This window comes from Massilia timonae (assembly GCF_001866515.1).
GTDB classification, from domain to species: Bacteria; Pseudomonadota; Gammaproteobacteria; order Burkholderiales; family Burkholderiaceae_D; genus Telluria; species Telluria timonae.
In genome coordinates this window covers 2,921,505-2,943,401 of the sequence record NZ_JRYB01000001.1, presented here as the reverse complement: position 1 = coordinate 2,943,401, position 21,897 = coordinate 2,921,505, and the positions used below count along the sequence as shown (strand labels likewise).

Here is a 21,897-nt window from a genome sequence, read left to right as displayed (position 1 = left end):
TCCATTTTACAAGAAAAACCAAGCGACCCCAGAATGGACTCAAGTGCTGCATCGACAAGCACATCAAAAAAGATTGGAGACTTCCCATGCTGGCCTTCCTCGGCTTCGTCACTATTTTCGCCTTGCTGTTCGTCATCCTCGGCAGGAAGATGTCCGCACTGGTAGCATTAATCGCGATCCCCGTGCTCACCGCGCTGGCAGGCGGCTTCGGCCCCCAGGTCGGCACCTTCATCACCGACGGCATCCGCGCGATCGCGCCCATCGCCGGCATGCTGGTGTTCGCCATCCTGTTCTTCGGGGTGCTGACCGATGCCGGCATGCTCGACCCGATCGTCAACGGGGTCCTGAAAATCGTCGGCACCCATCCCGCCCGCATCACGCTCGGCACGGCCGTGCTGGCGGCGATCGTCCACCTCGACGGCTCCGGCGCGGTCACCTTCCTGGTGGTGGTGCCGGCGATGCTGCCCTTGTATATCAAGCTGCAGATGGACAAGCGCATCCTGGCCTGCATCGTCGCCATGGCCGCCGGCGTCGCCAACGCCCTGCCCTGGGGCGGACCGACGCTGCGCGCCTCGGCGGCGCTGCACATCCCGATGTCCGAGCTCTACCTGCCCATGGTGCCGGTGCAGATCGCCGGCATGCTGTTCGTCTTCGCCTGCGCCTGGCTGATGGGCATGCGCGAACAGCGCCGCCTCGGCCTGGCCGGCGCCATGCTGGCCGGCGCCAGCGCCGGCGCGGCAAGCCATCATGTGCACGAGATCGACGAAGAACAGCTGAAGCTGCGCCGGCCGCGGCGCTTCATCGTCAACGTGCTGCTCGTGATCGTGGTGCTGGCGACGATGATCACCAACACGCTCGATCCGGTCGCCTGCTTCATGCTCGGCACCGTGCTGGCCCTGTTGATCAACTATCCGGACGTCGCCGAACAGCGCAAGCGCGTCGATGCACACGCCAAGGCCGCCCTGATGATGGCGAGCCTGCTGTTCGCGGCCGGCGTCTTCACTGGCATCATGAAAGGCACCGGAATGCTGACCGCGATGGCCCAGCTGCTCGCGGCCAGCATCCCGGCCAGCCTGGCCAGCCACCTGCCCTTCGTCACCGGCCTTGCGTCCATGCCGCTGAGCCTGATTTTCGATCCCGACTCTTTCTACTTCGGCGTGCTGCCGGTGCTGGCCGAAGCCGGTGCGGCCCTCGGCGTGCCTCCGGTGCAGCTGGCCCAGGCCTCGCTGATGGGCCAGATGACCACCGGTTTCCCGGTCAGCCCCCTGACCCCGGCCACCTTCCTGCTGGTCGGACTGGTCGGCATCGACCTCGGGGAGCACCAGCGCTTCACGATCCCGTACCTGTTCGCCACCACGGTCTTCATGACCTGCGTCGCGGTGCTCGTCGGCCTGTTCCCCTTCTGAAGATCCCATTGACCACATCCAGGAAACCATGATGAAAACCCTACGCATCGGTGGCGGCGCCGGCTATTCGGGCGACCGCATCGAGCCCGCGCTCGAACTGGCCGAACGCGGCGAGCTCGATGTCCTCATCTTCGAGTGCCTGGCCGAGCGCACCATCGCCCTGGCCCAGCAGGCCAGGATGAAGGATCCGGCGCTCGGTTACGATCCGCTGCTCGAGGCGCGCATGCTGGCGGTGCTCGAGACCTGCGCCGCCAAGGGCATCAGGATCATCACCAATATGGGCGCCGCCAACCCGCTCGCGGCCGCCGCCAGGATCAAGGAAATCGCCCTCGCGCTGGGCATCGAGGGCCTGAAGATCGCCGCCGTCACGGGCGACGACGTCCTCGACCAGCTGCGCCAGGGCGACTACCTGGACGATACCGGCGCACCGGTCAAGGCCCTGGGCGAGCGTCTGCTGTCGGCCAATGCCTATCTCGGCGCGGCGCCGCTGGTCGAAGCGCTGGCGCAAGGGGCCGACGTCGTCGTCACCGGCCGCGTGGCCGACCCCGCCCTGGTGCTGGCGCCGGCGATCCACGCCTTCGGATGGGCGATGGACGACTGGAAACGGCTGGGACAGGGCACGCTCGCCGGCCACCTGCTCGAATGCGCCGGCCAGGTCTGCGGCGGCTACTTCGCCGATCCGGGCCGCAAGGACGTGCCCGACCTGGCGCGGCTGGGCTTCCCGATCGCCGTCATCGGCGCCGACGGCAGCGTCGAGATCACCAAGGTGGCCGGTTCCGGCGGCAGCGTGACCACCGCCACCTGCACCGAGCAGCTGCTGTATGAAATCCACGACCCGGCCGCCTACCTGACGCCCGACGTCGTGGCCGATTTTTCCGCCGTGACGATGAACCAGGCCGGGCCGGATCGCGTGGCGATCGACGGCGCCGGCGGCCATCCGAAGAGCGGCATGCTGAAGGTGTCGATCGGCTATGTCGACAGCTATGTCGGCGAGGGCCAGATCTCCTACGCCGGGCCGGGCGCCCTGGCGCGCGCGCGCCTGGCGCAGGAGATCGTCGCCAGCCGGCTCGCGCTGACCGGGGTCGCGCTGACCGAGGTGCGCTACGACCTGATCGGCGTGAACAGCGTCAACCCGCTGCAGGGCGACAGCCTGGCGCCGGGCGCCGAGCCGCTCGAGGTGCGCCTGCGCGTGGTGGGCCGCGCCGACAGCATGCGTGAGGCGGTCCGCGTCGGCAACGAGGTCGAGACCCTGTACACCTGCGGACCGGCCGGCGGCGGCGGGGCCACCAGGTCGGCGCGCGAAGTGGTCGCCATCCGCTCCACCCTGCTGCCTGCCGCGCAGGTCGCCCCGGCCATCCACTTCGAGGAGACCTGACATGAAACTACGCGATATCGCGCATTCGCGCGCCGGCGACAAGGGAGACATCTCGAACCTGTCCCTGATCGCCTACCGCCAGGAAGACTACGCCCTGCTCGAACACGCCGTGACGGCGGAGCGGGTACGCCGGCATTTCGCCGGCATCGTGCACGGCGAGGTCACGCGCTACCTGCTGCCGCAACTGGGCGCGATGAACTTCGTCATGCAGCGCGCCCTCGGCGGCGGCGTAACCCGTTCGCTGGCCCTGGACGCCCATGGCAAGTCGCTCAGCTCGGTGCTGCTCGACATGGAGATCCAGGCGCCGTAGTCCAGCAGCACGCTTCACCCACAAAAAAATCCAAGGAGACAAGCATGAACATATCGGCGGCGATTCGCATCGCCATGCTCGCACTCGCCTATGGCGCCGCCAGCAATGCGGCGACGGCGCAATCGAACCTCACGATCTATGGCGTCGCCGACGCCGGCATCGTGTCCGAACGCGGCGGCGCGGCCGGCAATATCACGAAGGTCAGCAGCGGGGTGGCGTCCGCCTCGCGCCTGGGCTTTCGGGGCTCGGAAGACCTGGGCGGCGGCGTCTCGGCGCTGTTCGTGCTCGAGGCTGGCATCTCGATCGACACCGGCGCCCTGGCCTCATCGAGCCAGGCCTTCAACCGCCAGTCCTTCGTCGGCCTCAAAAGCCGCGAGGCCGGCAGCCTCACCATCGGCCGCCAGTACACGCTGACCTACAACGCCCTGGGCCAGGTGGGCGACCCTTTCGGCAGCGGCATGTCGGGCAGCGCCAAGAACCTGTTCCCGGTCGCGGGCGCCAACCTGCGCGCGAACAATTCGATCATCTACGCGACGCCGGTGAAGAACGGCTTCAGCGCGGAAGTCCTGTATTCGCTGGGCGAAGTCGGCGGCGCGAGCAGCGGGGCCGGACGCCAGTACAACGTCGGCCTCAATTATTCGAAAGGAGCGATCAACGCCCGGCTGGCGCACAACCACCGCAACAACGACAACGCCACGCTCACCGGCACGGCCAGCGGAAGCAACACGCTGTTCGTGGCCAACGTCGACTTCAAGGCGATCAAGGTGTTCTTCGCCTACAGCCGCGACGAAGGACCGAACAGCGCGCCGCTGAACAATGCCACGCCGCTGCCCTATGGCCGGGAGTTCAATCCCACGCTCGAGGGCGACGACACGCTGGTCGGCGCCACCATCCCGGTGGGCGCCGCCGGCACCTTCGTGACCTCGGTCATCCGCAAGAACGACAAGACGGCGCTGAACCAGGACGCCGTCCAGTACGCGGTGGGTTACCTCCACGCCCTGTCCAGGCGCACCAGCGCCTATACCTCGTACGGGATGATCGACAACAAGAATGGCGCCGGCTACACGGTGGGCAACAACGCCGAGGCGGGTTCAGGCGACCGGGCTTTCAATATCGGCTTGCGGCACAGCTTCTGAGCTAGGCCGGCCTGAAACGCAGCGCCAGCCAGCGCGCCGGCCTCACGGTGCAGGTTGGTGCAGTCGCCGAAGTCACGCAGGAACGGCGCCAGCACGCGCTCGTTTCGAGCGTCACGAGTCGTGCCATCGCCGTTGTTGTACGATTCGTCCATGGACTACGAAATCAATGGCCGCTTGCGAAAAACCCATCGCGGCCTTCACAGCGAACAGCGTTCCCGGAGCTTGACCGCCGGGGAGACAGCGATGGCTCGACTGCTGTTCAAGGACTCCGTCGACTATCGGCGGGTGCGCGTCCATGCTCGCCGCTACATGCCTTTCCAGCCGAAGAACTGCTGCATGACGCCCAACGGCAGCTTGTACTTTCACCGTTCCTGTTTCCTGCCCGATTACACCCGGGGCGACCCGCCAGCGGTGCACTGGTATCTCCATGAGATGGTGCATGTTTGGCAGCATCAGCTTGGATACGCGGTGCGTCTACGCGGTGCGGTGCGTGTTGGACTGCCATACCACTACGAACTGGCACCGGGTAAAACGCTTGCAGACTACAACATGGAGGCTCAAGGCGACTTGTTGGCAGATTACTTTTCCCTCAAGCACTTACGCTCTTCGGCAGCGATGCGCCAGCGGCGTTACGCAGGCAGTCTAGTGCTGTATGAAGAGGTGCTTGCGGGCTTTCTAGCCGATCCCAGCAGCGTGGCGAATCTGCCTCGTGATTGGGGGCGCTGCTTACTGGCGACGGTTCCGAAGTCGCAGGACTAATGCCGTAGCGGCCCCCGCACCGATGGATGAAAGTACGATGATGTTCCCGACAGTCTCGACGTATACGCCCGTTGCGAACATAAGCATGGCGATGTACACAAGCACAGCCGTCAGAAACGCGGCGGCAAGGGAGATGAGGGTGGTTTTCATTTGAAGGCTTCCAACGTTGGGCAGTTGTAATGCAAGTGAGCATTGGAGCCACCAGCAAACACAATCTCTCCACGAACGACACGCAGTTGTTGGGTAAGAGAAGCCATTGCCATCGCTTGGACAGCAGTTCTTCGAGCTTTCGATGCGCTCCGAGTGGGTTACGGATGGGTACTGTCCAGCGACGGATTTCTACCTTGCCCCCTTCCTTCAGGTAGCGCTTGTATCCGGCCTCGGCCATGTATCGCGGTACTTCATTGAATCCTGCCACGTGGAAGTATCAGCCTGTCCCGCCGATGTGCAGCAGGGCATGCCCGCAGAAGTTGATGCTATCGCCGGATACGACGACAACACAGGCGTGATTGAAGTTTGACGGCTGGACGAAGCAGTTGTGCATCACTTCGCCAATGTAGGCCGAGGGCTTGTTCGCTTTTGCTTGAATCGCGCTGTTCGTAGCCCTGTCCATCACGACACCCTTCCTACGATCTTGGAGTGCTTGCGGCCTGTCATAGTCGTCTCCGTTCTTTGCTCGGGAAGTGACGACGATTCTTGACCGAACCTGATCGGAAAGAGTTGTCGTTTGTCAGCAGTTCAGCCGACCGCGATCAATAAGGCGCTGACGTAATGGCAAGTCAAATTTCGGAATCTTGAATTTTTGAAAAATTAAAATTTGATTAAGGGTTATTAACAGTTAGATGAGAACTTGTTTGATTATGCAGTCTTATGCACTATGAAAAAGTTCGTTTCCATCAGCTTGGCCGCGCAAGCCCTGGGCGTCTCGACCAGTACCTTGCGTCGCTGGGAGGCCAGCGGTCGGCTCACTCCAGAGCCAACAAATGGAGGTCAGGGCAGGTATGACTTGGCTGCCTTGCGACCTGAACGCAGGGCGGTTCCCAGGCGGTGCGCAAGACTGTCGCCTATGCACGGGTGTCCAGTCATGATCAAAAGGCTGACCTGGAGCGGCAAAAGCGGGTACTCGAATTGTACTGCGCGAGTCATGGATGGGCGTTCGATTTGATTGCCGACCTTGGGTCGGGCATGAACCATCGCAAAAAGGGCTTGAAACGTTTGCTCGACGGGATTGTCGAAGATGAGGTTGGACGCCTGGTCTTGACGCACAAGGACCGGCTGCTGCGTTTCGGCGCGGAGCTGATTTTGTCCCTGTGCCAGGCAAGGCAGGTCGAAGTGGTCATCATCAACCAGGGCGAAGACACCAATTTCGAAGAAGAGCTGGCCAGCGATGTGCTCGAGATCGTCACTGTCTTCTCGGCCCGTCTCTATGGAAGCCGCAGTCACCGCAACCAGAAGTTGATCGATGGCGTGCGTGCAGCAGTCAAGGAGTCGCAATGTACCTAGCCCATCGCATCCGACTCGATCCGAACAATGTCCAGGCGACGTACCTGGCGCGTGCCGCCGGCACTGCACGTTTCGCCTACAACTGGGCTTTGGTCGAATGGAAGCGACAGTACGAGGCAAGTAAGGTCGACCCGGAGGTGGACAAGCCACATGAGGCGGCATTGCGGCGCCAGCTCAACGCGATCAAGCGCGAGCAATTCCCCTGGATGCTCGAGGTAACCAAGAACGCACCGCAGATGGCGATCATTCAGTTGGGGCGAGCCTTCGCGAATTTCTTCAAAGGTCGTGCCCGCTATCCTGCCTTTCGCCGCAAGGGCCGTGACGATCGATTTACACTAAGCAATGAGCAGTTCCGTATCGAGGAAAAGCGCATCCACATTCCAATACTGGGATGGGTCCGTATGCACGAATTCCTGCGCTTCTCCGGGCGGATCGTCTCTGCCTCGATAAGCCGCATTGCGGGCCACTGGTACGCGAGCATCACTGTTGACATCAAGGATCGACCTCAACCGCCAGCCGAAACCCAAGGCGCGGTGGGAGTCGACCTCGGTGTCTCGGCGCTGGCCACGCTGTCGACCGGTGACGTGTTTATCGGCCCGAAAGCGTTGGGCACACTGCTTGCCCGTCTACAATGCCTGTCGCGCGAGGTCTCACGCAAAGTCAAAGGATCGCGCAATCGTGCCAAGGCAAAAGCCAGGCTTGCCCGGCTATACGCCCGGATCGCAGATCTGAGGCGCAACGGCCTGCATCAGTTGAGCACGTATATCACCCGCCGTTTCCACACCATCGGTATCGAAGACCTGAACGTGAAGGGCATGCTTGGAAATCGTTGTCTGGCCCGAGCGATCGCCGACATGGGATTTGGTGAATTGCGTCGCCAGCTGGAATACAAGGCGGCGCGGCGCGGCGGTCAGGTGGTCGTGGTGGATCGCTGGTACCCGAGCAGCAAGACATGCTCGTGCTGTGGCTACCGGATGGGTGTGCTTCCACTCACGGTGCGCCATTGGCGTTGTCCCGGCTGTGGCGCACTGCACGACCGGGACGTCAACGCGGCAATCAACCTGAGAAACATGGCGGTGAGTTTCACCGCATCGGCCTGTGGAGGGGCAGGCGCTGGCCTCGCGCGTCAAGTGCGAGGTGAAACCGGCCCCTGTGAAGCAGGAATTCAACAGCAAAGCTAACTATGGATAGCTTTGCGTAAGTTTGAAGGAACGGATAGCGCGATCGCAGCATGCGATCCTTCTGCCATCAAGCCGCGCGCAGCGCCGCCGCGGCCTTGGCCAGCTCGGTGATGTGCGCCCAGTCGCCGGCCGCGATCGCGTCCTTCGGGGTCAGCCACGATCCGCCCACGCAGGCCACGTTCTTGCAGGCCAGGAATTTCGGCGCGCTCTCGATCGAGATGCCGCCGGTCGGGCAGAAGGTCACGTCAGGCAGCGGGCCGCCGATCGCGTTGAGCATGCCCACACCGCCCGCCGGCACCGCCGGGAACAGCTTCAGTTGCCTGAATCCTGCCTCGCGCGCCGCCATCACTTCGGACGGGGTCATCACGCCCGGCAGCAGCGGCAGGCCGCTCGACTTGGCCGCGTCGATCAGCGACTGGGTCAGGCCCGGCGAGACGCCGAACACGGCGCCGGCGTCGCGCGCGGCGGCGAATTCTTCCGGCTGGGTCAGCGTGCCGACGCCGACGATGGCGCCTTCGACCTGGCTCATGGCGCGGATCGCGCCCAGGCCGTGTTCGGTGCGCAGGGTCACTTCCAGCACGCGGATGCCGCCCGCCACCAGGGCCTTGGCCAACGGCACGGCGTGGTCGGGGTCGTCGATGGCGATGACGGGGATGACGCTCGCCGAGCGCATGATTTCAAGTAGGGTCATTGGTTGGCTCACTTGTTAGTCCTGAAAAGATGGTCTTCGTCGGAGCCGGGGATGATCTCGCCGGCGTCAATGCCATCGTGCAGCGGCACGACGGTCTGTTTCGGCGACGGCAGCGGGAAGGTGGCGGCACCCTCCTCCGCCGCGCTGATCGAGTTGCGGAACATGGAAAACAGTTCGCGGCCCATGCCGATGTGGCTCGAGGTCAGGTCTGCCGTGGCCTGCTTGCGCTGCGCCCAGACGTCCGCCGGCACCAGCGCTTCCATGGTGCCGGTGTTGGCGTCGACACGGATCATGTCGCCGTCGCGCACCAGGCCCAGCGGGCCGCCGGCCAGGATCTCGGGCGACACGTGGATCGCCGCCGGCACCTTGCCGGACGCGCCCGACATGCGGCCGTCGGTGACCATCGCGACCTTGTAGCCGGCATCCTGCAGATTGGCCAGCGCCGGGGTCAGCGCGTGCAGTTCCGGCATGCCGTTGGCGCGCGGACCCTGGAAGCGGACCACGGCCACGAAGTCGCGGTTCAGCTTGCCGTCTTTATAGGCGTGCATGAAGTCTTCCTGCGAGTCGAAGGTCAACGCCGGCGCTTCGACCGCGTAGTGTTCTTTCTTGACCGCCGAGACTTTCATCACCGCGCGGCCCAGGTTGCCCTTCACCAGCACCATGCCGCCGTTGTTGTTGAACGGGTTGGTGGCCGGACGCAGCACGTTCTCGTCGCCGCTCACTGGCGCGGCGTCGCGGAACACGACCTTGCCGTCTTCGCCCAGGAAAGGTTCCTTGCAGTGGTTGCGCAAGCCGCGGCCGAGGATGGTGTTGACGTCCTCGTGCGCCAGGCCGGCGTCGAGCAGTTCGCGGATCACGAAGCCCGGGCCGCCGGCGGCCTGGAAGTGGTTCACGTCGGCGTCGCCGTTCGGATAGATGCGGGTCAGCAGCGGCACCACTTTCGACATCTCGTCGAAATCGTTCCAGTCGATCACGATGCCGGCCGCGCGCGCGATCGCCACCAGGTGCAGCGTGTGGTTGGTCGAGCCGCCGGTGGCGTGCAGCGCGGCGATGGCGTTGACGATGCTTTTCTCGTCCACGATGTGGCCGATCGGCATGTAGTCGCCGCCCTGCTGCGAGATCGCGACCGCGCGCTGGGCCGCGGCGGCGGTGAGCGCGTCGCGCAGCGGCGTGCCCGGCGTGATGAAGGCCGAACCCGGCAGGTGCAGGCCCATGACTTCCATCAGCATCTGGTTGCTGTTGGCGGTGCCGTAGAAGGTACAGGTGCCGGCGCCGTGGTACGAGGCCGACTCGCCTTCGAGCAGTTCTTCGCGGGTGGCCTCGCCCTTGGCGTAGCGCTGGCGGATCGCGGCCTTCTCTTTGTTCGAGATGCCGGTGGTCATCGGGCCGCCCGGCACGAAGATGCCCGGGATGTGGCCGAAGTGCAGCGCGCCGATGAGCAGGCCCGGCACGATCTTGTCGCAGATGCCCAGGTACAGGGCGGCGTCGAACATATTGTGCGACAGGCCGACCGCGGTCGCCATGGCGATGGTGTCGCGCGAGAACAGCGACAGCTCCATGCCTGGCTGGCCTTGCGTCACGCCATCGCACATGGCCGGCACGCCGCTGGCGAACTGGGCCACGGCGCCGACTTCGCGCACGGCTTGTTTGATCACTTTCGGGAAATACTCGAACGGCTGGTGCGCCGACAGCATATCGTTATAGGAAGAAACGATGGCGACCGACGGTTCCTTGTATTCGCGCAGCTTCAGCTTGTCGTTGGCCGGGAAGGCGGCGAAGCCGTGGGCCAGGTTGGTGCACGACAGGGCGCCGCGCTGGACGCCCTTGATGCGGGCCGCTTCGAGATGTTCGAGATAGGCTGCGCGCGAGCGCTTGCTGCGCTGGATGATGCGATTGGTGACCTGTTCTACTACGGGGTGGAGCGCCATGTTCGTTCCTTCCTGAATTTAGTATCTGAAATTTTACTACAGATTAGTACGCTGCGCTCATCTCCAGCCCGTTTCTCTATGACGGCGGAACGGTCGCGCGGCGCTCTACAGAGGGGAAAAGCATCCGGCAAATTGGATTCGCGCTGTTTTTTGTAGTGAATTTACGCGCAGATGCTTGTATTATTCGATAATCTATTATTGCCAACATTGTGCCACGCACCCCGACCCCATGCGCCAGCCTCCTTTGACCAGCACCGCCAGCTTCCAAGCCCTCGCCCAACACGCCGACGTCGCCAAGACGTGGCAGATGCGCGACCTGTTTGCCGCCGATCCCGACCGCTTCGAGCGCTACTCGGACGAGGCCGCAGGCCTGTTCCTAGACTATTCAAAAAATCGCCTCGACGGGCGCACGCTTGAACTACTGGTCCAGCTGGCGCGCGAGCGCGGCCTCGAGGCGCGCCGCGACGCGATGTTCGCCGGCGAAAAGATCAACAATACCGAGAACCGCGCGGTGCTGCACACCGCCCTGCGCGCCCCGCGCGGCGCCACGCTGGTGGTCGACGGCCAGGAGGTCAATGCCGACATCCACGCCGTGCTCGACCGCGTGAAAACCTTCACCGACGCCGTACGCAGCGGCGAGTGGCTGGGCCATACCGGCAAGCCGATCACGGATATCGTGAACATCGGCATCGGCGGCTCGGACCTCGGCCCCAAGATGGTGGTGCTGGCCCTGCGCCACTACGCCCACCCGCGCCTTCGCATGCACTTCGTGTCGAACGTCGACGGCCACGACATGGACGCGGCGCTGTCGCAAGTCGATCCCGAGACCACGCTGTTCATCGTGGCCTCCAAGACCTTCACCACGGCCGAGACCATGATGAACGCGCAGACCGCGCGCGCCTGGTTCCTGCAGCATGCGCCTGAAGATGCGCTGGCCAGGCACTTCGTCGCCGTGTCGACGAATACCGAGGCAATCAAGACCTTCGGCATCGACCCGGCGAACATGTTCCCGTTCTGGGACTGGGTCGGCGGCCGTTATTCGGTGTGGTCGGCAATCGGCCTGCCGGTCGCGCTGGCCGTGGGCTTCGGCTACTTCAAGGACTTCCTGGCGGGCGCGCACGAGCTGGATGAACACTTCCGCACTGCCCCGCTCGAGCAGAACCTGCCGACGCTGCTGGCCCTGATCGGCTTCTGGAACCGCCAGTTCCTGGATTGCGCCTCGGTGTCGATCGCGCCCTATCATCAAGACCTGAACCGCTTCCCGGCCTACCTGCAACAGCTCGACATGGAAAGCAACGGCAAGCGCGTGACCCGCGACGGCCAGCCGGTCGACACGCCGACCTGCCCGGCGATCTGGGGCGAGTGCGGCACCAATGGCCAGCACGCCTATTTCCAGCTGCTGCACCAGGGCACCGACGTGACGCCGATGGACTTCATCGCCGCCCTGCGCCCGGCCCACGAGATGGACAACCACCACACCGCCCTGCTGGCCAACTGCTTCGCCCAATCCGAAGCGTTCATGAAGGGCAAGACGGCGATTGAAGTGCGCGCCGACCTGCAGGCCCAGGGCCTGGCGGCGGAAGAGATCGAGCGCCTCACGCCGCACAAGACCTTCCCGGGCAACCGTCCGAGCAACACCATCCTGATGGAACGCCTGACGCCATCGACCCTGGGCGCCCTGATCGCGCTGTACGAACACAAGACCTTCGTGCAGGGCGTGATCTGGGATGTCAACAGTTTCGACCAGTGGGGCGTTGAGTTAGGTAAAGTGCTGGCGAAGAAGATCGAAGCCGAGCTGGCCGGAGAACCCGCGCCCGGCCAGCACGACAGTTCCACCAACGGCCTGATCGCCCGCGCCAAGGCGGCTTTCTGAAACCTTCACCATCACATTATGGCAACGGAAAAATTTGAGGTAGTACACGATGCGCCGATGCTGGTCGGCGAATCCGCGATCTGGCACGAAGTCGAATCGGCGCTGTACTGGGTCGACATCGAGGGCTACACCGTCAACCGCCTGCACGCGGCAAGCGGCAAGTTCACCTCGTGGAAGATGGGGTCGAACCCGTCGGCGCTGGCGATCGACGACAACAACTTCCTGGTCGTGGCCACCCGCCACGGCCTGCTGCGCCTGAACACCACCGACGGGTCGGAGTCGCCGATCACGGACGCGCCCTACGATCCGTCGAAGGTGCGCTTCAACGACGGCCGGGTCGATCCAGTGGGCCGGTTCTGGATAGGCACCATGTACGAACCGCGCGACCAGCCGGCCGCCGAGATGTACGTGCTGGACAAGGACCAGCTGCGCCGCGCCTGGAGCGGCGGCATGACCAACTCGAACGGCCTGGCCTGGAGCCTGGACGGCCGCACGATGTACCACGCCGACACCACCACGCACCGCATCGACTGCTACGACTTCGATCCGGCCCTTGGTGAGCAGAGCAACCGCCGCACCATCGTGACCTTCCCGAGCGACAAGTCGGCGCCGGACTACGGCGGCCGCCCGGACGGCGCCACGATCGATTCCGAGGGCATGTACTGGGTGGCGATGTTCGAAGGCGCGCGCATCCTGCGCATCGCGCCAAGCGGCGAGATCCTGCGCGAGATCAAGCTGCCGGTGAAGTGCCCGACCTCGGTCGCCTTTGGCGGGCCGGACCTGCGCACCCTGTACATCACCAGCGCCAGCCATGGCAGGTCGAAGGAAGAACTGGAACAGTATCCGCTCAGCGGCAAGGTGCTGTGCCTCAAAATGGACGTGGCGGGGCGCGAAGAGCCGGAATACCGCGCCTGACGCCGACGCGGGCGCGGATGGCGTGAGCCAGCGCACCGAAGAAGTCCGCCTTCGCAGTTATATTGCACTGCAACATAACTGCGGAGGCGGCTGTGGCAAAAACTACCTCGAGCACCCGCTTGCTGCGCGACCTGACGCGCGCCGCCAGATCGCAACGCAAGCTGGTCGCCAAGCTATTCGATATCTATAGCGCGAAGCCGGGCGCGCGGGCCAATGCCAGGCCTCCCAAGCCGGCGCGGGCGAAAACAGCGCCTCCAGCGCAAGCGCGCCTGCCGGCCGCCTCGGGCCGATGGCTCGAGGGGCATCACCTACTTCCCTACTGGCTGTATCTTCCGCGACGCACACCCGAGCACGCGGCACAAGCCGGCTGGCCGCTGGTCGTCATGCTGCATGGCTGCCATCAAACGGCGCCCGAATTCGCGCAAGGCACGCGCATGAACCGGCTGGCGCAGGCGAAGGGCTATGCGGTGCTGTACCCACAACAACCGGCGAGCGCACATGCCCAACGCTGCTGGCGCTGGTTCGATCGCGCCGCCCAGGAAGGCCGCGGCGAGACCGGCGTGCTGGCGGCGCTCATCGATCATGTGTGCGCGGAGCACCGCATCGACCGCCGCCGCATCTATGCCTGCGGCCTGTCGGCCGGCGCCGGCATGGCCGCCATGCTGGCCCTGAACCATCCCGAGCTGATCGCCGCGATTGCCCTGCATTCCGGCCCGGTGTTCGGCGTCGGTCATACATCGCTGGGCGCCCTGCACGTGATGCGCCATGGCGCGGCGGCGCAGGCCGATGCGGCGATCCACGGCGTGCTGCAACGCCGCGCCACGCATCTGACCGCCCAGGCGATGCCCCTGATGCCGGCGCTGCTGATCCATGGCGAAGACGATCCGGTGGTCAGCCAGGTCAACCAGCAACACCTGACGCGCCAATGGCTGCAGTTGAACGGCCTGCCGCCGGGGCCGGCCAACCGCGTCGTAGCGATGCCGGCGGGACGCGGCGGCAGCCGCAACGCGCATGAAATCCAGGACTTCACGGCGCGCCGCAAGCTCGTCCTGCGCGTGGTGCGCATCGCGGGCCTGCGCCACGAATGGAGCGGCGGCGACCCGACGCTCAGGTTCAATGCGAAAGCGACGCCGAACGCCAGCCGCCTGGCGCTCGAGTTCTTCGGCAGGCACCGGCGTTGAACCCGGGTTTACCCCCGCCGCGCCATCTGCCCGAACACGCCGTCGCGCCTCACCCATGCATGGAATAGCGCTGCGCCAAGATGGGCCAGGATAGTGAAGAACAAAACATAGGCCAGCACGCCATGAAGCGGGCGCAGGAAGCCGTACATGGCCGGACTATGCGGCAGGATCGGCGGCAGATTCACGCCCCCGAACAACTCGACCGGATAGGCGCCGGCCGACAGCATGGCCCAGCCGATGATTGGCATCGCGAACATCAGGGCATACAGCAGCCAGTGCGATGCCTTGGCAGCCCATGCCTGGATGCGCGGCAGGTCCGCCGGCAGCGGTGGCGGTGGATGCCGCAGCCGGTTGACCAGGCGCACGATCGCCAGCAACAGGATTGCCAGCCCGAGCGGGCGATGCAGGTCGAGAAGCGGCTCGCGATAGCGCAGCGACACCACCATGGCAGCGCCGACGAACAGCATGGCAAGGATGGCGAGAGCCATCGACCAGTGCAGCACGCGGGCCAGCAGGTTGAAGTGGGGTTGACGGTTCATTGCACGCTCCCGCTGTCGGCATGGGCCTGGCCCCGGCTGATTTCACGTTCCCGACGGTTGAACGAGACCGAATAGACCGCCGAGCGTGCATGCAGCACCGGATCGTCGGTCGCCGCGATCCCCTGCGGCAGGATCAGCGGATCGAAGTTCAGGTCGAAGCAGGGTCCGCCGGCCTGCGCCTGGGCGCGCGTCAGGCTCAAGGTACCGACCTTGGTCTCGGGCCGGGTATCGGGCCAGGCTTTCGAAGGATCTTCGATCGGATCGCCGGGCGCGGCAAACTGCATCACCATATCCCACTGCAGCGGCCCGGCGGCCAGGCGCCGGTCGAGATCCTCGCCCAGGAAATCGCGGCTCGCGCTCGCGAGCCGTTCAGGGTCGGCGGCCACGAAAGGCGCATGCGGCCGCATCGACCAGCGCACCGCGCGCTCCCTGCCCTGGGCGTCGATCAGGCGGAATGCGTTGACGCCGTTGAAACGCGTGTTGGCCAGGCTGTCGGGCGTCCGTGCATCCTTCGACCAAGCCATGAAATTGGCGATCTCGGGATATTTTGCCAGGACTGCCTTCATTTTTTCCGGGTCGGGCTTGCCGGTTGCGGGAACCGGCAGGCGCGCGACGTTCATCGCCTGGAACCCTTCCGGCGTGGACGACGCGAAGAACGGGAAGCTGTTCATCGCCATGCGCCACTCCTGCCCGTCGTCCGTCTTGAGCTGCAGCGCCATGCCGCGCACGGCTGCCTTGTTGTCCGGCGCATGCGGATCATTGCCGGGATTGGAAAACCGGCCCAGCACCGGCGTCGACGCTTGCGAGAATACGCGCGCCGTCGACAGTTGCGCCGCTTCCGACGTCGGCGCGAAGGTTCCGACGATGCAGATGCCCTTGCTGTGGGCGCGGCGGAAACCCGGCTGGGGCGAACCCGATGCTTCTGCCGTATCGGCCATGGCCTGCGGCGTGACGCCTTTGCCCCCGAACCAGCCGCCGACCCAGGCAAACAACAGCGCTATGACCGCGACGATCAGGAAGATCGACAGCAACAGGATAAAGGAACCGCGGCGCGGCGTGGGGCTAATCATGGCGGACGGCTTTCTTCGGCTGATGGTGTCAGTACAATCCGGCGAATTGTCGCATGAACATCGGGAACGGTTCGCCACGGATGGGCAAACGGGGATGCGCGGCCGAGAGGCCGCATCCCTCAGCTGGGACGGCCCATCATCCGTGCGGAGTCATACCCGATCCGCACCGCACCCCAGTGCTTCCCCTGGAACACGATCGGCATCGACAAGTCATTGATCACCTCTCCCGTATCGCGCAGATAGGTCTGCAGCAGAAACGGTTCGCGGTTCTTGGCCAGCCGGATCCCCACCGGATCGTCGAAGATCCGCTTGTTGCGGCAGTACACGAGATCATGCTCGCGCTGCCCGGTCGACGGCCGCGAGAACTTGGTGTTGTGGGTCGGCGCATAGCCCCGGTTGTCGACCGCCAGCGCATAGGCGGCGCCTGGCAGGTCGGCCAGCACGCGATCGAACAGCTGCTGCAGGTCGCGCTCCACCGCGCGGTCGTACGAGGTCGTGAAACGCGGCGGGTCGGATTGCGGGATCGGCCGGTACTGCTGGTCGAAGATGTTGGCGCCGCCGGCCGCGTGCCCGCTCAGGCAGGCCAGCACCTCGTCGCGCAGCGCGGTGGTCGTGTCCACCAGCGCATCGAAGGCGGTGCCGCCGGTGCGGAAACCCGCCAGCACGCCCTGCAGCTCTTCGGTTGCCACCCGCACCTCGTCCACGCGGCGCGAGGCGTCCTGCATCGTGGCCTTGGCGCTGGACGCGTTGTGCGCCACCTCCTCCACCTTCGCATTGATCTGCTGGTTGACGCCGTCGAGCGACTGCATCGCCGCCGCCATCTGGTCGACGGTGGCGGTCATGCGCTCGAAATCGGCGACGAAAGCGGTGAGGTGGCTGGCCGCGCTGCCGGCTTCGCGGGCCGACACGTTTACGCCGTCGAGGATGCCGGCGGTGGCGCCGGAGGTTGATGTCACCAGCTCGCGCATCGCGCCGCTGGCGGTCGCGATCTTGACCGCTTCGGTATTGACCACCTGCGACAGGCGCCGCACTTCGGAGGCGACCACCGCGAAGCCGCGCCCGGCCGGGCCGGCGCGCGCGGCCTCGATCGCGGCATTGATGGCCAGCAGATTGGTCTGGTTGGCCACGTTCTCGATCACGGTGCCGAACTCGCCGATCTCGCGCAGGTGGCCGACCAGCTGGGTCACGGTGCCGGAAAAGCCCTGCACCTGTTCCTCGATCAGCTTCATGCGCCGCTCGAGGCTGGCCAGTTCTTCCATCGATTCGCGCGCTTGCGCCAGGTTGCGCTGGGCGGTGTCGGCGATGCGCACCGTGCCGGCATTGACGTCGGCCGACAGCGCGGCCACTTCGCGCGCGCTGGCCGCCAGCGCATCGGCCGCCGCGTGCTGGCGCGCCGCCTGGGCCTGGGCCTGGTCGACTTCCTTGTGCAGGCGCGCGGCGTTGATCGCCGTGCGGATGCTGCCGTCGCGCGCCTTGACCACCAGCGTGCGTACGTTGCCGGACAAGGAGCGTCCATTGAATGGCGCAGCGACCTGCCGCAGCGCACGACCGATTTTATGCAACCACACCATGTCCCCTCCGTTCGCTGCTCGATTGGCAGAGATGTTTTCGTAAGGAAACTATAGTCGCATTTCCTGCAACTGTCATGCACATCCACTACCCACGTCGCATCCATGCCACCTCGGATGCGACCGGCATGAATCGGATATGGCACCATGGTGCGACACCTGACGCCACGTAGTAAATTTACTTGCTAACAGGGTATTTGTGTAGTAAATTTACATCAATACGCTTTCCGGTTCCAACCCCTTTCTGCACCGACCGACCATGGCCCTTTCCGATTTCGATCTCGTTTTCTTTGGCGGCAGCGGCGACCTTGCGATGCGCAAGCTTCTGCCCGCGATGTACTCGCGCGATGTCTGCAACGACCTGCCCGACGCCAGCCGCATCATCTGCGTCGGCCGCGACGACGCGACGCAGGAAGAGTTCCTGCGCATGGTCGAAACGAATTCGAAACCGCATATCAAGGACGGCCCGGATGAAGCCAGCTGGGCGCGCTTCCTGAAGCGCATCACCTACGTGGCGCTGAACGCGACCGACGTCTCGACCTACCAGGCGCTGGTCGAGGCCCTGCGCCATGACGAATCGCTCACCCGCGTGTATTACCTGGCCACGCCGCCGCAGCTGTTCGCCAAGATCTGCGACAACCTGGCCGCCACCGGCCTGGCGACGCCGAACTCGCGCGTGGTGCTGGAGAAACCGCTGGGCCGCGACCTGGCCTCGGCCAAGCAGATCAACCTGGACGTCGGCAAGGTATTCGCCGAATCACAGATCTACCGCATCGACCACTACCTGGGCAAGGAGACCGTGCAGAACCTGCTGGCGCTGCGCTTCGGGAACATCCTGTTCGAGCCGCTGTGGCGGCGCGAATGGATCTCGGACGTGCAGATCACGATCGCCGAAAAGATCGGCGTCGGCAACCGCCTGGGCTACTACGACAATTCCGGCGCGCTGCGCGACATGCTGCAGAACCACCTGCTGCAGCTGCTGTGCATCGTGGCGATGGAACCGCCGACCTCGATCGCGCCGGACGCCGTGCGCGACGCCAAGCTGCAGGTATTGCGGTCCTTGAAGCGTTTTACCCCGACCACGCTGTCGCAGAACATCATCCGCGGCCAGTACCGCGCCGGCTACATCGACGGCCAGCAGGTGCCGGGCTACCGCGAGGAACCCGATGCGCCCAAGAGTTCGCGCACCGAGACCTTCGTGGCGATGAAGGCCGAGATCGACACCTGGCGCTGGGCCGGCGTGCCGTTCTACCTGCGCACCGGCAAGCGCATGGCCGACCGCCTGGCCGAGATCGTGGTGCGCTTCAAGCCGATCCCGCACTCGATCTTCAACCAGCCGACGTCGAGCTTCCAGCCCAACAGCCTGGTGATCCGCCTGCAGCCGGACGAAGGCCTGTCGATGAACCTGATGGCCAAGACCCCGGGCGATTCGATGCGCCTGAAGCAGGCCGAACTCGAACTCGATTTCCGCGAACAGTTCAAGGCGCCCCGCATGGAGGCGTACGAACGCCTGCTGCTCGACGTGCTGCGCGGCCAGCTGACCCTGTTCATGCGCGGCGACGAGCTGGAAGCGGCCTGGGAATGGGTCGAGCCGATCCTCGAGCACTGGGAGCAGGACGACAGCGCGCCGGCGCCGTACACCTCGGGCACCTGGGGCCCGGCGGCGGCCAGCGCCCTGATCGGCCGCGACGGCCTGCAGTGGCGCGAAGAAGCGCTGCCCGAAGACTGACGCGGTATCCACCATGCTGCTCGACTCGATCCGCACCCAGCTCGACACGCTCTCCAAATCGGAGCGCAAGGTCGCGCTCGCGGTGCTGGCCGCCCCTTCCGCGACCGTGAGCCAGAACATCACCGCCCTGGCGCGCAATGCCCAGGTGTCGGAACCGACCGTGGTGCGCTTTTGCCGCACGCTCGGCTACGACGGCTGGCACGAGTTCAAGCTCAAGCTGGCGCAAGGCCTGGCGCTGGCGCTGCCCGGCGCCAGCGAGGCGCCGCACCAGGACGACCTGGCGTCGGACCTGATCAACAAGATCTGCAGCCGCTCGATCAACACCCTGCTCGACCTGCGCAACAATCTCAAGCCGGAACTCGTCCAGCAGGCGCTCGAGATCCTGGCGCGCGCCAACAAGATCGAGTTCTACGGCCAGGGCACGTCCGGCTTCGTGGCCGCCGACGCCCAGCACAAGTTCTTCCGCTCGGGCGTGCCGACGGTGGCCTACACCGACCCGTCGATCCATTCGATCGCGGCGGCCCTGCTGCGCGAAGGCGATGCGCTGGTGGCGATCTCGCAGCGCGGCAACAACCCGGCGCTGACCCGTTCCGCCAAGCTGGCCAAGGCCGGCGGCGCCGACGTGATCGTGCTGGCGCCGTCCGGCACGCCGCTGGCCGAGATGGCCACCCTGCTCATCCCGATCGACCTGGTGTTCGCCACCGACCCCTACACGCCGATCTCGGCGCGCCTGGCCTACCTGGTGGTGATCGACGTGCTGGCGGTGGGCCTGGCGCTGCGCCGCGGGCCGGAGTTCCGCAAGAAGATGCAGAACGCGCAGAAGGCGCTGCAGGAGTTCGACATGCAGTTCGATTCGTTCATCGGCTGATCCACTGCCGTGGAAAAGGGTGAATTTTTCACCCTTGCATCCTTGTACACTTTTCGGCATACCAACTGCCGAGTACCTCGATGCCCCGTCATCCCCTTGCATTTCTCCTTTGCGCCATCCTGTCCCTGCCCGCCGGGGCCGGCGAGCAGCTCGGCTATTCTCCGGCCCAGGCCAGTTACGACTACGCGCAAACGGTGCGCAACGAGGTAAGTGCCGCGCTCAAGGACCACCCGGACCGGGCCAGCCTCGAACAGGCGGCGTCGCGCCTCGAGCAACTGCTCGCCTGGCTGGACACGCCCCTGACCCGCGACCTTGGCACCGGTTCCCGCGCCCTGTACTTCCGCGGCCTGGACGTGCAACGTGAGCTGGCCATCATCCATCTCCGGCTGGGCAATACCGGCAAGGCGCTCGATGCGCTGGAGAGCATGCTCGATTACGGCTGGCTGGGCGACGCGATGGTGGCCGTGCTGGGCGACGAAGCGTTCGCGGCGATCCGCGGCGAGCCTCGTTTCCAGGCCATCCTGCGCACTTCCACCACCCCGCAGCGCATGCTGAAGGATCTTGGCGCCGACTCCCCTTATCGCGAACGACTTCCGGTGGAGGAACGCATCGCCGGCCTGACGCAATTCTGGTCCGATGCCAGGCAGTACTTCGTCCACTTCGACAATGCGCCGGAACTGGACTGGAACAAGACCTATCTCGAATTCCTGCCCAGGGTGATGGCGGCGGAAACCACCGCCGACTATTACCAGGTGCTGATGCAGCTGGCGCCGCTTTTGCGCGACGGCCACACCAATATCTTTGCCCCGCAAGAACTGGAAGAACGCTTTTACGCGCGCCCGCCGATCGTGACGGACCTGGTAGGCGACACCGTGCTGGTGGTCGCCGTGAACAGCACCGCGCTGGCGGGACGGCTGAAGATCGGCGACGAGCTGGTCGCCGTCGACGGCGTGCCGGTCAAGCGTCATGCCGAAGAGAAGGTGGCGCCGTTCGTGAGCAGCTCGACGCCGCAGGATCACGCGCTGCGCACTTATTCCTACCAGCTGCTGGCGGGCGACGCGGCCCGGCCGGTGCGCCTGACCCTGCGCGACAGTGCCGGACGCCAGCGTGAAGAAAGCGTTGCGCGCGGCGAGCAAGACCTGAACAGCCATGAAAAATTCGGATTCCGCATGCTTGCGGGCGACGTCGCCTATATTTCGCTCGACCATTTCGAGAGCGACGAGGGCGTCAATGCATTCACGAAAGCCCTGCCGCAGATCATGCACGCCAAGGGCCTGATCATCGACGTGCGCAGGAACGGCGGCGGCTCGGGTGTCCATGGCGAGCGCATACTCGAACACCTGACCCGGCAGGCAATCCCGCGCGCCATGAGCTTCATGCGCGGCACCAGCATCGTGGCGGGCGCGCAATCGCGCCTGGTGACATGGGAACCGGTGGCGCGCTCCGCGCCTGCGCACAGCCGCGACGGCGATGTCTACGAAGGACCGGTGGCGGTGCTGACCAGCGCCGCCACCTTCTCGGCCGCCGAAGATTTCGTCCTTGCCTTCAATGCTCTGGGGCGGGGCGCCACGATCGGCGCCACGACCAGCGGCAGCACCGGCCAGCCGATGAGCATCCGCTTGCCGGGCGGCGGCTGGGGACGCATCTGCATCAAACGCGACCTGCTGCCCGACGGCGGAACGTTCGTCGGCCGCGGCCTGAAGCCGGACATCGAAGCCGGGCCGACCGTGCAGTCGATCCGCAAGGGCGTGGACCCGGTGCTGGAGCGGGCACTGGCCCATCTCAGGGGCCTGCGCTGACGGCAAGAAACGCATTTGGTCTAGAATGGGCGGTTCCTGACCCTTGCCGATCAACCCATGGATCTC

18 protein-coding genes and 1 pseudogene are annotated in these 21,897 nt (G+C 65.1%); 13 read left to right on the top strand and 6 right to left on the bottom strand.

The annotated features are described in order from the left end of the window. Positions 1 to 62 precede the first annotated feature (62 nt). The 5 genes from LO55_RS12685 (at position 63) to LO55_RS12665 (ending at position 4,986) form a co-directional block, all read left to right on the top strand. The gene (locus tag LO55_RS12685; protein WP_267873256.1) at positions 63 to 1,406 is read left to right on the top strand and encodes a CitMHS family transporter; all 1,344 of its coding nucleotides are present in this window, start codon (positions 63 to 65) and stop codon (positions 1,404 to 1,406) included. A gap of 31 nt (positions 1,407 to 1,437) precedes the next feature. Then, positions 1,438 to 2,781 carry an acyclic terpene utilization AtuA family protein gene (locus tag LO55_RS12680; RefSeq protein WP_071361712.1) on the top strand — a complete coding sequence of 448 codons (1,344 nt, stop codon included), beginning with the start codon at positions 1,438 to 1,440 and terminating at the stop codon, positions 2,779 to 2,781. Between the two features lies 1 nt (position 2,782). Next, positions 2,783 to 3,091 (top strand): AtuA-related protein, encoded by a 309-nt coding sequence (locus LO55_RS12675; protein ID WP_071361711.1) that lies wholly within the window; start codon positions 2,783 to 2,785, stop codon positions 3,089 to 3,091. Between the two features lie 44 nt (positions 3,092 to 3,135). Further along, the gene (locus tag LO55_RS12670; protein ID WP_071361710.1) at positions 3,136 to 4,227 is read left to right on the top strand and encodes a porin; all 1,092 of its coding nucleotides are present in this window, start codon (positions 3,136 to 3,138) and stop codon (positions 4,225 to 4,227) included. Positions 4,228 to 4,377: 150 nt separating this feature from the next. Further along, complete coding sequence (locus tag LO55_RS12665) at positions 4,378 to 4,986, top strand: Rhs element Vgr protein (protein WP_229409763.1); 609 nt, start codon at positions 4,378 to 4,380, stop codon at positions 4,984 to 4,986. Positions 4,987 to 5,413: 427 nt separating this feature from the next. Here LO55_RS12665 and LO55_RS12660 read toward each other — a convergent pair whose 3' ends face one another. Beyond that, positions 5,414 to 5,599, bottom strand: a complete 186-nt coding sequence (locus tag LO55_RS12660; RefSeq protein WP_071361709.1) for a hypothetical protein — start codon at positions 5,597 to 5,599, stop codon at positions 5,414 to 5,416. Positions 5,600 to 5,863: 264 nt separating this feature from the next. On the opposite strand from LO55_RS12660, the pseudogene LO55_RS12655 reads away from it, so the two are divergent. Both LO55_RS12655 and LO55_RS12650 read left to right on the top strand, forming a co-directional pair. Next, positions 5,864 to 6,489: pseudogene (locus LO55_RS12655) on the top strand (IS607 family transposase). Beyond that, positions 6,480 to 7,670, top strand: coding sequence for an RNA-guided endonuclease InsQ/TnpB family protein (locus LO55_RS12650; protein ID WP_071361708.1), 1,191 nt, complete (start codon positions 6,480 to 6,482; stop codon positions 7,668 to 7,670). The pseudogene LO55_RS12655 and the gene LO55_RS12650 overlap by 10 nt, the downstream one beginning before the upstream one ends. 67 nt (positions 7,671 to 7,737) lie before the next feature. Here LO55_RS12650 and eda read toward each other — a convergent pair whose 3' ends face one another. Then, positions 7,738 to 8,361, bottom strand: a complete 624-nt coding sequence (gene eda / locus LO55_RS12645) for a bifunctional 4-hydroxy-2-oxoglutarate aldolase/2-dehydro-3-deoxy-phosphogluconate aldolase (protein ID WP_071361707.1) — start codon at positions 8,359 to 8,361, stop codon at positions 7,738 to 7,740. Between the two features lie 8 nt (positions 8,362 to 8,369). Beyond that, positions 8,370 to 10,289 carry a phosphogluconate dehydratase gene (edd, locus tag LO55_RS12640; RefSeq protein ID WP_071361706.1) on the bottom strand — a complete coding sequence of 640 codons (1,920 nt, stop codon included), beginning with the start codon at positions 10,287 to 10,289 and terminating at the stop codon, positions 8,370 to 8,372. A 229-nt stretch (positions 10,290 to 10,518) separates the two neighbouring features. On the opposite strand from edd, the gene pgi reads away from it, so the two are divergent. The 3 genes from pgi (at position 10,519) to LO55_RS12625 (ending at position 14,258) form a co-directional block, all read left to right on the top strand. Beyond that, on the top strand, positions 10,519 to 12,162 hold the full coding sequence (pgi, locus tag LO55_RS12635) for a glucose-6-phosphate isomerase (RefSeq protein ID WP_071361705.1): 1,644 nt from the start codon (positions 10,519 to 10,521) through the stop codon (positions 12,160 to 12,162). A gap of 18 nt (positions 12,163 to 12,180) precedes the next feature. Further along, positions 12,181 to 13,077, top strand: coding sequence for an SMP-30/gluconolactonase/LRE family protein (locus LO55_RS12630; RefSeq protein WP_071361704.1), 897 nt, complete (start codon positions 12,181 to 12,183; stop codon positions 13,075 to 13,077). Between the two features lie 92 nt (positions 13,078 to 13,169). Beyond that, on the top strand, positions 13,170 to 14,258 hold the full coding sequence (locus tag LO55_RS12625) for an extracellular catalytic domain type 1 short-chain-length polyhydroxyalkanoate depolymerase (RefSeq protein WP_071361703.1): 1,089 nt from the start codon (positions 13,170 to 13,172) through the stop codon (positions 14,256 to 14,258). An 8-nt stretch (positions 14,259 to 14,266) separates the two neighbouring features. On the opposite strand, the gene LO55_RS12620 is transcribed toward LO55_RS12625, so the two are convergent. The 3 genes from LO55_RS12620 to LO55_RS12610 form a co-directional block, all read right to left on the bottom strand. Next, positions 14,267 to 14,797 carry a cytochrome b gene (locus LO55_RS12620; protein ID WP_071361702.1) on the bottom strand — a complete coding sequence of 177 codons (531 nt, stop codon included), beginning with the start codon at positions 14,795 to 14,797 and terminating at the stop codon, positions 14,267 to 14,269. Further along, positions 14,794 to 15,867, bottom strand: coding sequence for a catalase family peroxidase (locus tag LO55_RS12615; protein WP_071361701.1), 1,074 nt, complete (start codon positions 15,865 to 15,867; stop codon positions 14,794 to 14,796). Before LO55_RS12615 ends, LO55_RS12620 begins: the two co-directional genes overlap by 4 nt. Positions 15,868 to 15,986: 119 nt before the next feature. Then, on the bottom strand, positions 15,987 to 17,372 hold the full coding sequence (locus tag LO55_RS12610) for a methyl-accepting chemotaxis protein (RefSeq protein ID WP_229410136.1): 1,386 nt from the start codon (positions 17,370 to 17,372) through the stop codon (positions 15,987 to 15,989). Between the two features lie 322 nt (positions 17,373 to 17,694). Between LO55_RS12610 and zwf the strand changes: the two genes are divergently transcribed. The 3 genes from zwf (at position 17,695) to LO55_RS12595 (ending at position 21,831) form a co-directional block, all read left to right on the top strand. Next, the gene (zwf, locus tag LO55_RS12605) at positions 17,695 to 19,164 is read left to right on the top strand and encodes a glucose-6-phosphate dehydrogenase (RefSeq protein WP_071361699.1); all 1,470 of its coding nucleotides are present in this window, start codon (positions 17,695 to 17,697) and stop codon (positions 19,162 to 19,164) included. Positions 19,165 to 19,177: 13 nt separating this feature from the next. Next, entirely contained in the window at positions 19,178 to 20,032 is an 855-nt protein-coding gene (locus tag LO55_RS12600) for an SIS domain-containing protein (protein ID WP_005665962.1), read from the top strand. An 80-nt stretch (positions 20,033 to 20,112) separates the two neighbouring features. Further along, positions 20,113 to 21,831 (top strand): S41 family peptidase, encoded by a 1,719-nt coding sequence (locus LO55_RS12595; protein WP_083415313.1) that lies wholly within the window; start codon positions 20,113 to 20,115, stop codon positions 21,829 to 21,831. Positions 21,832 to 21,897: the final 66 nt, after the last annotated feature.

Excerpts from the sequence above, each read along its gene's own strand:
- LO55_RS12615 (WP_071361701.1), bottom strand. The coding sequence starts at position 15,867 with ATGATTAGCCCCACGCCGCGCCGCGGTTCCTTTATCCTGTTGCTGTCG.
- LO55_RS12650 (WP_071361708.1), top strand. The coding sequence starts at position 6,480 with ATGTACCTAGCCCATCGCATCCGACTCGATCCGAACAATGTCCAGGCG.
- LO55_RS12680 (WP_071361712.1), top strand. The coding sequence starts at position 1,438 with ATGAAAACCCTACGCATCGGTGGCGGCGCCGGCTATTCGGGCGACCGC.
- zwf (WP_071361699.1), top strand. The coding sequence starts at position 17,695 with ATGGCCCTTTCCGATTTCGATCTCGTTTTCTTTGGCGGCAGCGGCGAC.
- LO55_RS12670 (WP_071361710.1), top strand. The coding sequence starts at position 3,136 with ATGAACATATCGGCGGCGATTCGCATCGCCATGCTCGCACTCGCCTAT.
- LO55_RS12595 (WP_083415313.1), top strand. The coding sequence starts at position 20,113 with ATGCCCCGTCATCCCCTTGCATTTCTCCTTTGCGCCATCCTGTCCCTG.
- LO55_RS12600 (WP_005665962.1), top strand. The coding sequence starts at position 19,178 with ATGCTGCTCGACTCGATCCGCACCCAGCTCGACACGCTCTCCAAATCG.
- edd (WP_071361706.1), bottom strand. The coding sequence starts at position 10,289 with ATGGCGCTCCACCCCGTAGTAGAACAGGTCACCAATCGCATCATCCAG.
- LO55_RS12630 (WP_071361704.1), top strand. The coding sequence starts at position 12,181 with ATGGCAACGGAAAAATTTGAGGTAGTACACGATGCGCCGATGCTGGTC.
- LO55_RS12660 (WP_071361709.1), bottom strand. The coding sequence starts at position 5,599 with ATGGACAGGGCTACGAACAGCGCGATTCAAGCAAAAGCGAACAAGCCC.
- eda (WP_071361707.1), bottom strand. The coding sequence starts at position 8,361 with ATGACCCTACTTGAAATCATGCGCTCGGCGAGCGTCATCCCCGTCATC.
- LO55_RS12620 (WP_071361702.1), bottom strand. The coding sequence starts at position 14,797 with ATGAACCGTCAACCCCACTTCAACCTGCTGGCCCGCGTGCTGCACTGG.
- LO55_RS12665 (WP_229409763.1), top strand. The coding sequence starts at position 4,378 with ATGGACTACGAAATCAATGGCCGCTTGCGAAAAACCCATCGCGGCCTT.
- LO55_RS12675 (WP_071361711.1), top strand. The coding sequence starts at position 2,783 with ATGAAACTACGCGATATCGCGCATTCGCGCGCCGGCGACAAGGGAGAC.
- pgi (WP_071361705.1), top strand. The coding sequence starts at position 10,519 with ATGCGCCAGCCTCCTTTGACCAGCACCGCCAGCTTCCAAGCCCTCGCC.